Source organism: Calothrix sp. NIES-2100 (genome assembly GCF_963875285.1).
Taxonomy (GTDB): Bacteria; Cyanobacteriota; Cyanobacteriia; order Cyanobacteriales; family Nostocaceae; genus Aulosira.
Genome location: NZ_CAWNLA010000001.1, coordinates 3,936,640 through 3,949,390 on the forward strand (window position 1 = coordinate 3,936,640; position 12,751 = coordinate 3,949,390).

General features: G+C 40.6%; 9 protein-coding genes. 6 read left to right on the forward strand and 3 right to left on the reverse strand.

Annotation, left to right across the window (positions count from 1 at the left end; translation table 11 throughout):
• Positions 1–9 precede the first annotated feature (9 nt).
• Positions 10–1,461: a UPF0489 family protein gene (locus AACU32_RS16040; RefSeq protein ID WP_096601073.1), complete on the reverse strand. Its 1,452-nt coding sequence runs from the start codon at positions 1,459–1,461 to the stop codon at positions 10–12.
• 341 nt (positions 1,462–1,802) lie between these two features.
• Here AACU32_RS16040 and AACU32_RS16045 point away from each other — a divergent pair, with 341 nt between their 5' ends.
• The 5 genes from AACU32_RS16045 (at position 1,803) to AACU32_RS16065 (ending at position 5,930) form a co-directional block, all read left to right on the forward strand.
• On the forward strand, positions 1,803–2,075 hold the full coding sequence (locus AACU32_RS16045; protein WP_096601075.1) for a Nif11-like leader peptide family natural product precursor: 273 nt from the start codon (positions 1,803–1,805) through the stop codon (positions 2,073–2,075).
• 143 nt (positions 2,076–2,218) lie between these two features.
• Positions 2,219–2,515, forward strand: a complete 297-nt coding sequence (locus AACU32_RS16050) for a Nif11-like leader peptide family natural product precursor (protein WP_339377957.1) — start codon at positions 2,219–2,221, stop codon at positions 2,513–2,515.
• A gap of 40 nt (positions 2,516–2,555) precedes the next feature.
• Positions 2,556–2,846, forward strand: coding sequence for a Nif11-like leader peptide family natural product precursor (locus AACU32_RS16055; protein WP_096601079.1), 291 nt, complete (start codon positions 2,556–2,558; stop codon positions 2,844–2,846).
• A 185-nt stretch (positions 2,847–3,031) separates the two neighbouring features.
• On the forward strand, positions 3,032–4,555 hold the full coding sequence (locus AACU32_RS16060) for an FAD-binding oxidoreductase (RefSeq protein WP_096601081.1): 1,524 nt from the start codon (positions 3,032–3,034) through the stop codon (positions 4,553–4,555).
• A 37-nt stretch (positions 4,556–4,592) separates the two neighbouring features.
• A complete protein-coding gene (locus AACU32_RS16065; RefSeq protein WP_096601083.1) occupies positions 4,593–5,930 on the forward strand; it encodes a tryptophan 7-halogenase in 1,338 nt (445 codons plus the stop codon).
• 25 nt (positions 5,931–5,955) lie between these two features.
• Here AACU32_RS16065 and AACU32_RS16070 read toward each other — a convergent pair whose 3' ends face one another.
• Both AACU32_RS16070 and AACU32_RS16075 read right to left on the reverse strand, forming a co-directional pair.
• Positions 5,956–7,053 (reverse strand): GAF domain-containing protein, encoded by a 1,098-nt coding sequence (locus AACU32_RS16070; protein WP_096601085.1) that lies wholly within the window; start codon positions 7,051–7,053, stop codon positions 5,956–5,958.
• 32 nt (positions 7,054–7,085) lie between these two features.
• Entirely contained in the window at positions 7,086–7,862 is a 777-nt protein-coding gene (locus AACU32_RS16075) for a MinD/ParA family ATP-binding protein (protein ID WP_096601087.1), read from the reverse strand.
• A 1,167-nt stretch (positions 7,863–9,029) separates the two neighbouring features.
• Between AACU32_RS16075 and AACU32_RS16080 the strand changes: the two genes are divergently transcribed.
• The gene (locus tag AACU32_RS16080) at positions 9,030–12,683 is read left to right on the forward strand and encodes an NACHT and WD40 repeat domain-containing protein (RefSeq protein ID WP_096601089.1); all 3,654 of its coding nucleotides are present in this window, start codon (positions 9,030–9,032) and stop codon (positions 12,681–12,683) included.
• The last annotated feature ends 68 nt before the right edge of the window (positions 12,684–12,751 follow it).

Sequence of the window (12,751 nt, forward strand, 5' to 3'; positions counted from 1 at the left end):
AAGATAAAATTAATTGGCTAATTTTTGGAATAATATTGCAGTGGCAAGCTGGATGCGTTGATATTTTTTGTACATGGCTTGTGAATTTGCCTCGTCTCCCATCTGCTTGTAAATTTTGGCAAGTACGTTCGCAGGTTGACTAAAAGCTGGCATGAGTTCGCTGACTTTTAAAAAATGCTCGGAAGCTTGTTTTAAATTCCCTTGTTTGACAGAAATTCTGCCAAGCAATGAATGAGCGCCACAGACAGTCATGTCATCTTGTAATGCTGCGCGCAGAAAGCTGGCTGCACGTTGGGGATATCCGGCTTGCAATAGTAAATTTCCTAACCGGAAGTTGAGTTGAGGGTGTCGAGCGCTGATTTTCTTGTAAATTTGATGATGCTTGAACACCTGGCGAAAATCACCCAATTTGCTATATAACAGCCCTAATGTAAAATGAGCGATCGCTAATTCTTCTCGATTCACAACGCTGGTTTCTAGTCGATTTTCCAATTCTTCCAGGTTCGTTGTGTCAAATTTTAAGTCCCGACTCGCTAGTTCACAGATGGAACGCAGCACACTAGGCTGATAATTATGGTCTAAACTAGCAGCTTTGTTTTGATACTCTTGAGCAAGTTCGGTTTTGGATTCTGCTAGGCTCAGTAGGTAGTAAGTCGCGGCGCAGTCAGGGAATTTTTCTAGTTCATCAAGACAACCCGCAACCACAGCCGCCGCTTCTTTTTGTCTCAATCTCTTGTCGAGGTGGAACAAACGCGAGTAATGAGTTGATTTTTGGCGATCGCCTAACCACAAAGCAGCTAGATAGTCTGCGAAAAAACGATAGCGCAATGGCATGTAACCGCTACTAACTGAACGAGTTATGGTAACAACATCGGATGTTAAAGGCAACTGTTGCAAGCTAGCAAAAACCTCTTGTGGATCAATCCAGGGTTCATCAGCAGGCAATTCAATGAAATAGTCAATATCAATATCAATTAAGCTATCTTCTGGCAGTTGTAATTGGGGGAGATCGCGATATTCACAAATCACTACATCCAATCCCAGCAGTTTACCTTTTAAGATATTACCGACTAGCTGGAAACTCGATAAATCTTCGAGGCTTATACCTTCCATTGATTGCAACTTGCCCAGAATTTCTTGGGTTTTTTGTTCTTGAGTTTGTTTGGACTTTTGGGGGGGATTTACCCAAATCAAACGCGAAATTATTCCCAAGCAGTAAGCTGGATATAAGAAATCTTCTATGCTATAGCTGTAACCGCGATCGGGCAGCATGTGATGAGGTTTCTCAAACTTAGCCAATTCATCGGCACTCAGGCAATTTTTTAGCGCTTCTATTCGCTGTTCACTGACCGACTGTAGGTCTATATGTGCATCTAAATAAATTAAAGTCTTGCCTTTAATGCCCCATCGCACCCATTCTGGTAATACAGAAGAATGCTCTTCAAATACTATGGTTTTCATTATTTTTTTATTTTTCAGTGCTTTTTTGGTAAATAATTATTATATTATTCACCTACTCAACTAATAACATAACTGTTATAAATAATTTACAATATCCAGTGTTCAAAACCACAAATAAATCAACATCCTGAACTTTCCATAACTTTTATTTAACTCCGCACCAAATGGGAATTGAACTCCTGAACTTTTCTGAATTTATCTGGATTGCGCAAAAAGATGGCAGGCGATATAAAAAATATATGTTCAATTTTCTGATGCCTCAAATAAAAATCAAACACATTCTTATTTGAGTCTGAACAAATAAAAATCAACCTCTTCCACTAATTAATAGGAGTTACATCATGTCTAAAGAAGCTATTGAACAAATGTTCCAAGCCGCTAGTACAGATCTAGCTTTGCAACAGCAGATAGAAAGTGTTGATGGCTATGCAGATGCCGTTAAAGTTGGTGCTGATCATGGCTATGAATTTACTGAAGAAGAAGCACAAGAGTTCCTAGTCGAACGCGGGATCATCGAAGGACCAGAAGGCGAATTATCAGAAGAAGCCCTAGAAGCGGTTGCTGGTGGATGGTTTGACAACTGGAACGTCAGAGTTCGTTGGGGTGGCTGGTAATTTCTACAATTCTACAGCTATCGATTCAGATAACTCGCAAGCATAAAAATAACCATTTGAAGTTGTTGACTGTTGACTGTTGACTGTTAACAGTTAGCAGTCAACTTTCAATTGTCAACAGATTTTTCTGGAGAATGATCAAAATGTCAAAAGAATCTGTCGAGCAATTAATGCAAGCCGCAGGCCTGGATGCGGATTTGCAAAAGAAACTAGAAGCCGCAGAAGGGTTTGCAGAAGTTGTGGAAATTGGAGCCGAGAAAGGCTATCAATTTACAGAAAAAGAAGTGCAAGCTTTTCTATCTGAACGTGGCATTAATCTTGAAGGAAGTCAAGAGGGAGAACTATCAGAAGCAGCTCTTGATGCTGTTGCTGGTGGATGGTTTGAGAATTTAAGAATTAGATTTGGTAATAACGCGCCAATCACAATTCGTCAGTGGTAGCAAGATATTTTCTTGTTGATTTAAAATTAGGAGGTTTCAAATGTCAAAAGAAGCTGTTGAGCAGCTAATACAAGCTGCTGGAGAAGATGTAGCTTTGCAACAAAAGCTAGAAGCCGCAGAAGGATTTGCAGCAGTCGTTCAAATTGGAGCTGAGAAAGGCTACCAGTTTACAGAACAAGAAGTACAAGCGTTTTTAAGAGAACGTGGTATTACTCTCGAAGGGAGCCAAGAGGGAGAACTATCCGAGGACGCTCTGGATGCTGTCGCGGGCGGGTCTTTTTGGGATGGAAAATGGACGGATAACGTGAGAATTAACTTGAGCGGCTGGTAATTTTGATGCTGTCGCTGGTGGATGGTTTGAAGATTTGAGGCTGATTGAAGTAGTGAGGTGTCCTGTCTTTCTTCAATCTAAATATTTTATTGATAAATACCTCTTGAACCGGGTGATTAGAAATCGCCTAGTGAGAAATGTGAGATCCAGCACGCGATCGCCTGACGTTAACATAAGAGCAACAGATGGATGTACTTCAAGCTTGGCGGGAACTCCTAAGTCCAGAGAATGTTTTAACGGACGAAAAAACTATATCTGCTGTGCAAACAGCAACATTTGCAACCACACAGCGAGTGCTGGCGGTGATTCGCCCTGGCGATCGCGCAGAGGTTCAAGAATGTGTCAAAATTGCCAATCAATACCAAACGCCTATTTATCCTGTTAGTCGCGGTAAAAATTGGGGCTTGGGTTCGCGAGTTCCCGTTCAAGATAACTGTGCGGTGATGGATTTAAGCAGGCTCGATCGCATTGTCGATTATCACGAAAAACTTGCTTATATCACTGTCGAGCCAGGAGTCAGCTTTCAACAAGTATTTGCATACTTGCGCGATATTCAGTCCAACTTATTTCTTTCAGTGATTGGCGGCCCTCCTGAAGCGAGTGTGATTGCAAATACCCTAGAAAGAGGAGATGGTATTGGCCCATTAGGCGATCGCGTCAGTTATGTTTGTGGGTTTGAGGTAGTTCTCCCGACGGGAGAATTAATTCACACTGGATTTGGACGGTTTGCTAATGCCAAAACTACACCTTTGAGTCGTTGGGGTGTGGGGCCTTCTCTAGATGGCATTTTCGCCCAATCTAACTTGGGAATAGTCACACAAATGACTGTTTGGTTAACGCCTATCCCCAAATATTATCAATTTTTTAGTTGTATCGTTAAAGATAGTTCGCGTCTAGAAAAACTCATCGATATCATTCAGCAATTAATCCTCCAAGGCACGATTAAGGAAAACTGTTTTACTTTTTGGAATTGCTACAAAGTTTTAGCTAGAGAAGGGCGATATCCCTGGCAACTTTTAGGAGGTAAAACGCCTTTATCTATCCAAGAATTAAAGGGTGTCGAACCTTGGTTCGGGAGTGGAGATTTATATAGCGCCAGTCGCGAACAAGGATTAGCAGAACGCCAGATAATTGAAGAGGCATTAGCCGGACAAGTTGAGCAAATAATTTTTAGCGATCGCGACCCTACCAGCGCCCCATTAAAAGATAATTTAGGGCTTGGGGTTCCCACTGATATCAATATCAAAAGTACTTATTGGCGAAAAAAAATTAAAGTTCCTACCGATATAAATCCCGATCGAGATGCTTGTGGAGTTCTTTGGCTGTGTCCGCTTTTTCCTTTTGATGGACAATCAATTGTTGCCGCCCTAACAACCATTGAATCAATAATTAAAGCCTCTGGATTTGAACCAAACATCGCCATAAGTTGTTCCACAAGTAGAAGTGTAAAAATGTTTATCGCGATTATGTACGATCGCCAGGAACCCGAAGCAGATTCCCAAGCAATGGCATGTCACGATCGCCTGTTAGAATTCTTGCTTCAAGAAGGATATATTCCCTATCGTTTGGGAATTCAATCAATGAATTCTTTACCAACAGCACAAGATGATTATGACCAGTTAATTAGAAATATTAAAAAGCAATTAGATCCTTATAATATACTGGCTCCTGGTAGATACGATAGCAGTCATCATATTGACTTATATTGAATAGCGTCAACTTAACCAAGTTTTTAATTCTTGAATTATGAAAATTGCAGTTATTGGTGGAGGAACAGCGGGATATATTGCTGCATCCCATATCAGCAAACATTTTCCCCAGTTCGATTTATATCATATTTATGATTCTAATATCCCGACAATTGGAGTCGGCGAGGGAACAACCCCGTATTTTTTAGAATGGCTAGAGCGAATTACTAACTTGAGCTATGCTGAACTTGAAAAACGATGTCATGTCACTCGTAAATTTGGCATTAGCTTTGAAAATTGGGGAGTTGAACACGAAAAATTTTTCCATCATTTTTACCCGATTGGTGAACAATATTCCTATCATGTTTCTGCCAGAGAAATCGTTAATCTTTTGCAAGAATACGTTTGTGCTACACAAATTGATTGCCAGGTTACTGATGTCAAAAGTGACGGGATTTCCGTTAATATTGCCTTTGCAAATCACACTAATCTAGAAGTCGATCTGGCGATTGATGCGCGAGGTTTTCCGAAAACTCTTGATGAGAATTACGTTAAACTCTCTTGGATTCCGACTAATGCAGCTTTAATTCGCCAAATTCCTGGAGCTAATGACAATATTATTGAGCTAAAAATTGGCAGCGATTTGTTAAAATATCAATCGGCTACTAGAAGTATTGCTCGACCTCATGGTTGGATTTTTACGATTCCGCTGACAAATCGCACATCTTATGGCTATATTTACAACCGCAACATTAATTCTGTCAGCGAAATAGAAGCGGATTTTGATGAATTCTTTGATTCAGAAGCAATTACCTATGCCGGTCAACCCAAACACCTAAATTTTCCTAATTTTACTGTACGTAATTGTTTTGATGGCGCGCTTTTTAAAATTGGTAATAGCGCCTCGTTTCTCGAACCTTTAGAAGCCACCGCTATTGGCTGTATTTTGAAACAGGTAGAAGCGATAGGCTATTGGTTACTTCCCGCTTTCGCCAAACTCGAAACCAGAGAAAAATTGGCTGAAAAGGATCTAAAAGTATTCAATCAATATTTTATTAATTATGTTTATAAAATGTCTTTGTTTGTCGGTTGGCATTATGCGATGGGGTCTCGTTTCCACACAAAATTTTGGGAGTTTGCCAAAGCTAATTTTTACCAAGAAATTGAAAATTTAGAAAATAAAAAGCTGTTAGAGGAATTTTATGAGGTTTTAGAATCGGGGTCAAAATCGCCTCATCCGATTGAAAATTTTCGAGAATTCTCATTAACAGTAGCAAAAACCGAAAAAAACATTCTCTCAGTGCTGATAGAAGGGATTCCCAAATTATTCGGTCAATGGACGAAGCCCAGTTTTACTGAAGTCGGATACGGAATTGGCTATTTTGATCATAAGTGAAAAATCCGAGTTTTTTCAAATAGAATTATTGATTATTTTTGTTCCTCAAATGCTCGGCTTTTTGAACCAAGCGTTTAAAAGAATCGTTGTTAATAATCTCCTCAACTTCGCTTTCTTTTTTCGCTTGGTTGATTTGAATTTGCAATTCTAATACTTGTTGTTTGAGCTTCTGTTCTCGTTTGTGAAACTCGCGAGACATATGAATCGCTGCTGCGGCTTGGTTGGACAAAGCACTCAAAAACTCTAAATCTTCGTCGGTATAGCTGATAAAAAGAGATAAATTATCAACATATAATACCCCGATGACTTCTGTATAGTTTTTCAGCGGGACGCACATACAATTCTGAATCTCTTCTTGAAAAATCGAGTTAGAATCTTTAAATCGCTGATCGCCCTTGGCATCTTTAGTGATAATTGCATCCCCACTGTGATAGGCAAGATCGACAATCTTGTGACTGTAAAACTGTTGCCGATCAACAAGATCCTCTAGTGACTTGGCAGCTTTTAGTTCGAGTTGTTTAGACTCTTGATTAACCAAAAGAATCGCTGCATGATCGATGTTCATAATTTGGAACAGTAAATCGAGGATTTTCTGGAGGAGTCGGTCTGGTTCGTCAAGCGAACAGAGTTGTTTACTGATTTCTAAGAGAACTTTGAGCTTTTTGACCGTTTGTTTCTCGCGATCGCGCGACTGAAATTTGAGAATTGAGTCGTCGCTCGACTTCTGCTCCATCAAATCTTCAAGTGGAGCTTGACTTTGGGGTAGAGGAATTTGTTTGAAATTATCACTTAATAATTCTTGATTATTGCCGATAGGCTTTGGCCGCGATGTGGTGAGATGATTAACAAATTTGAACTCGTAGCGATCGCAACCAATCACATCGCCTTCACGGAGTTCCGAGATATTGATTTGGACTTGATTGACAAAAGTATGATTACTACTGCCACAATCTTGAATCGTCACCCCCAATGGAGTGACGTGAATCTGCGCGTGGTAACGGGATACGGTTTCTCCAAGCAAGACAATGGTATTATCGATTTTGCGTCCCAGGGTGTTAACTCCTGGTTTCAATTCATAAACTCTTTCATCGGGAGTTTCCGGAGCGTAGATTAAATAGGGCACGGTTGCTGCTCAGATTTTTTGTCGCTATGAGGTTAAATCTTAACTGTGCTGTCAGTAATTTGTTTAGCCATTTTTTGCAAAACTTGACTGATGGGATGTTTATTGTATTTAATAGCAAAAATCCCTTTGCTGGCTAAACGGAGCATATCACTAGAGTCGGGGAGGATACCCAGCACTGGCGCTTTGTAAGTAGCTTCGACTGTTTGGCGCATTTGCTCGAAGTTGTATTCCGGCAAAGCTTTGTTGATGATCAGGTAGAGATTGGGCACTTTCAGCCGCCGCGCCACATCTACTGTGACTGCTGTTCCCTGGAAATCTTGTTGATCGGGTCGCAGGATAAACAGAACAATCTGAGCAGCTGTCAAAGACAGTAACGTTTCTTCATTAAGACCAGGATGGGTATCAATAAATAGATAATCTAGTTTTAAATGTTTAATTAGCTGGTGATATCCTTCAAATAATAATTCGGTGTCGAAACCTTCTCTTAAGATTCGCGAAATATCATTGACTTTAACGCTGGCAGGAACTAGATAAATTTTGCTTTTTTGATTTCCCTGTCCTTCAAGAACATGACTGACATCATAGGCGGCCTCGGTAATTTTACCCTTTTTCCAAAGAAATTGATTGAGTGTGTGTTCGGGCTGATTATCACCCAAACCAAAGAGGATATGAATTCCCGGGGAAGGTAAATCAGTATCGATAATCCCAACGCGGTTTCCCTCACGAGCAATCAGGGCTGCAAGATTGGCTGTGGTATTAGATTTGCCAGTCCCACCGCGATACGAATGAATACAAATAATTTTTGCCATCTCAATTAATTATGCTAAAAATTACAAAAATATAACAATAAAAGCTATCCATTAGAAAATGTTACGTTCATTCTATCAAATACACTTAAGAGGTTGTTTGAAAAGTTGCAAAGTTTACTCCAAACCTCACTTCCATTCCTCTGTCTTTGCAGGAGAGAGGCTTTGAAATCCCTTAACCCTTGTCGGGAAGGCTTGCTCGGGGGGTGAGGTTTTTGAAGCTGAGATTTTACCAAAAATACTTTGACAACATCCTCTAAGACCTGTGCCCATAAGTCATTTTACTGGAAATATACAGCTACTGATTGCGTCCTCCCAGTCTAATGATGCAAAAATGCTAACAATTTCTATTATCTTAGGACTTATACCAATTCAATATGAAGATGTACATAACTTAGCCTGCGCAGGTTAAGTTTGTTTAGCCCCAACCAATGTTGGGTGAGGGCATTAATATGTAGCCTCACAGAGAATTGGTATTACGCACTTACGCACTGTACAAATAATAAATACATGTCAAAATGGGCAAAGGCACTGTGTGACCCCACATAAACAGTTGTGCCAGTAGACATAAAGGCTGTCGCGTAGCCTTGATAGGGTAAAAGCACACTGCTTGCTAACAGGCAAAACAATGTGTTTTTGGGGCGTGGGGATGAGTAGGGGCGGGTTTACCTAGATCTCGGCTAATAATTGAAGAATATTTGTAAACCCGCCCCTACTATTAAATCGTTACCGCGCCCTCGCTCGACACGTTCGGGGGATAGTGTTTCGGAACCTGCACAGGAACCAAGCCGCTATTTCTCTTTCTCTGCTAAAAGCCCCCAGATTTATCCGTGGGGAATGCGTTACTTCTAACTTCATACTGAGCGCCTTCAGTTGATGCTACTTCTAGGAAGTTTTGCTGCCTTTGTTGTTAAAATAATGATGCTAGGTAAATTTAATACTTAAATTTCGACTGCAAGTCAATATAAATATTTATTGACTTTTACAACATTATATTTAAATAGCAGAAAGGAATTTTCCTGCTCACCAAGCTTTGCTCTTGGCTGGAGTAGTTTTGCGGAAATATTCAGATGGGTGCTGAAGAAGCTAATTAAATAAACAAAGTCAAAAAGTTGGATATTTATCTGCTTGTGAATTGATTGAAGATAACTTTAGATAAATCTAGAATTTATGGACGCTCAACAAGCTTTAGCTTTTGTAGACGCTTTGTTGTTTACTAAAACAGGTAAGTATCTGAGCGATTTGCAAAGGCTCATTCTGCATTCGTCTTGGTCAGATCCGCGCCTGCGCTACGATGACATCGCCAAAACATACGGTTATTCGGTAAATTATCTCAAGCAAGATGTCGGACCGAAGTTATGGCAGCTGCTATCGGAAGTGTGCGATGAAAAAGTTAGTAAAACTAATTTTCGTTCGGCTTTAGAAAGGCGATCGCATCAAGCAGACATGACTTTAGTTGTCGAGGATAGTTCAGATGTAGCAAATTTTACTCAAAATATCAGCGCCAGCAAACAGCCATCGCGATCGCCTAGTTTGGTGAACACCAACAGCACTGAAACGACAAGATATCAGGACTGGGGAGATGCGCCTGATGTTTCCGTTTTCTACAATCGCACTCAAGAACTGGCTACCTTAGAACAATGGATCGTCGGCGATGGTTGTCGCTTGGTTGTCTTGCTAGGAATGGGAGGGATCGGTAAAACCCATCTCAGTGTTAAGTTAGCCGAACAAATTCAGCATAATTTTGAATATTTGATTTGGCGATCGCTAGTTCCCGCACCTCCTTTACAACAGCTAGTAATTGACCTACTCAAATTTTTGACGCAAGGAGAGTCCAACAATTTACCCATCAGACTTGAGGAGCAAATTTCTTATTTGATTCAGATTTTAAGAAAAAAACGGTGTTTGTTAATTTTAGATAATGCTGAAACAATTTTAAGAAGCGGTGTCTTAGCTGGTCAATATCAAGAAGGATATGAGGATTACAGAACATTTTTTCAACGGCTAGGCGAACGCCATCATAGCAGTTGCTTGCTGCTGACATCCAGAGAAAAACCGAAAGAAATTACCTTAATGCAAGGAGAAACTTTACCCGTTCGCTGTTTAAAATTAGCCGGATTAAATTTGGCAGCAGGTCAGAAAATATTGGAGCTAAAAGGATGCTTTTTAGAATCGGAAGCATCTTATCAAAATTTCATCGACAACTATGGAGGTAATCCTTTAGCTTTAAAAATTGTTTGTTCAATAGCTGCCGAATTGTTTCATGGGAATATTTCGGAATTCATGAGAAATAAATCGTTAATTTTTGGAGAAATTAACGCAGTTTTAGACCAGCAGTTTAATCGCTTACCGAATTCAGAAAAAACCTTTTTATACTGGTTAACTATCGAACAAGAACCAATCGATGAAAGCGAATTAAGTGCTGGCATGATTCCAGATATTTACCCTGGAATAATTATTGAAACTATTCAATCACTGTTGCATCGTTCTTTTTTAGAGAAAAAGCACAAAAAATTCTTTCTCCAACCTGTTGTGAGAGAATATTTACAAAACCAGCTAATCGAGCAAATTATTGCCGAGATTGAGAGCGAAAATATAATTTTGTTAAATCAATATCCTTTAATAAAATCAAAATCCAAAGAATATCTCAAACAAGCTCAAATCAAGCGGATTATCAAACCTTTATTAGACAGGCTGTTAACATTATATAAAAGTCGGGAACAGCTAGAGAATAAATTTGCCAAAAATCTGGAAAAAATCAAAGAAAACAAAACATTACAGCCAGGATATGCAGCGGGAAACCTGATTAATATGTTATGTCAGCTGCAAGGTGAATTAACTGGATATGACTTCTCAAATTTAACTGTTAGGTCTGGGTGTTTACAAAATACTAAGTTACAAAATGTCAACTTTAGTGGTGCAGATTTGAGTGAGTCGGTATTTGCAAAACAGTTAACCAGCATTTTATGTCTGGCCTTTAGTCCCGATGGCAAATTACTTGCTACTGGAGATGTGAATGGCGAAATACATCTATGGGAAATTGCTGTAGGACAGCCGATCCTCAGCTGTAAAGGACACGCAGGTTGGGTACATGCGATCGCATTTAGTCCTGATGGCAAAATGCTGTGTAGCGCTAGCAGCGACCAGACAGTAAAATTATGGGAAGTGTCCGACGGCAGTTGTTTGTCAACCCTGACAGGACATTATCAGCGAGTGCGTGCGATCGCTTTTAGTCCAGATGGAAAGCTCATAGCTAGTGGTAGTAGCGATCGCACCATCAGACTGTGGGATACTCACAGCGGTCAATGTCTGAAAGTTTTATTAGGACATGAAAATTATATTTGGTCTGTAGCCTTCTCCCCAGATGGCAGCACGATCGCCAGTGGAAGTGAAGATAAAAGTATTAAACTGTGGGATGTGAACACAGGTGAATGTTGGCAAACTTTCTTAGGACATCACCGTTGGGTACGTACCATAGCATTTAGTCCCGATGGTAAACTGTTAGTTAGTGGTAGTGGCGATCGCACTCTCAAAATTTGGCAACCGAGTACAGGTAAATGTCTGTTGACCCTAACAGGACATACGCAAAGATTGCGATCGGTTGCCTTTAGTCCCGATGGTAAACTCATAGCCAGTAGTAGTGGCGATCGCACCGTCAGACTTTGGAGTGTCAGTGACGGAAAATGTCTCAAAACCCTACATGGTCATAACAGTCTTTTAACTTCAGTCGCCTTTAGCCCCGATGGCACAATTGTCGCTTCTGGTGGGGAAGACCGCTCGGTGCGACTATGGGAAGTCAGTACGGGTAGCTGCATCGACATTTGGCAAGGTTACGGTAGTTGGATTCAATCAGTCGCCTTCAGTCCTGATGGGAAAACCTTAGCTAGTGGTAGTGAAGATAAGACTGTCCGCTTGTGGAATCTTCACCAAGCTCAATCTTTAAACACTCCACCAACTTCAGTGGCTTTGGAAGGACATCGTGGCTGGGTGTGTTCAGTCGCCTTTAGTCCTGATGGCAGACATCTTGTCAGTGGTAGCAGCGATTATAGTATCAAGCTTTGGGATGTCAAAACAGGTCAATGCTTGAAAACCTTCCAGGGACACAACCGTTGGATCGGTTCGGTGGCGTTTAGTCCCGATGGACTCACCCTCGCCAGTTGCAGTGGCGACTACACTATCAAGTTATGGGATATCATTACAGGCAACTGCCTAAAAACTTTACAAGGACACGAGGGTTGGCTGTGGTCTGTCAAATTTAGTCCCGATGGTGTCACACTGGCCAGTGCTTCGGAAGACAAAACCATTAAACTTTGGGATATTAGCACAGGTAACTGTATCAACACCCTCCTAGGACATACAAGCTGGGTACAAGGAATTTCTTTTAGTCCCGATGGCAAACTTTTAGCGAGTGCGAGTTGTGATTGTACTATCCGCTTATGGGATGTCATGACAGGAGAATGTGTAAAAACGTTACGGGGACACACAAGTTGGGTACAATCAGTAGCATTTAGTCCCGATGGGGAAATTTTAGCAAGTGGTAGTTGCGACCAGACTGTAAAGCTTTGGAATCCAAGTACGGGGAAATGTCAGCAAACGATACCAGCTCATCAGAGTTGGGTGTGGTCGGTAGCATTTAGTCCCGATGGGAAAATTGTCGCCAGCGGTGGTCAAGATGAAAAGATCCAACTGTGGGATATTCAGACAGGAAAATGCTTAGATCAGTTGAGAACAAAACGACCCTATGAAGGGATGTGTATCACAGGAGCCAAAGGTTTAACAGAAGTTCAACGGGAATCCTTAAAATTTTTAGGTGCTGTAGATTGACGTTCACAAAGACTTTTATCCGGTCAATATGAAGAATAAATTATAAATTTTTTCATCCTTTATCCTTC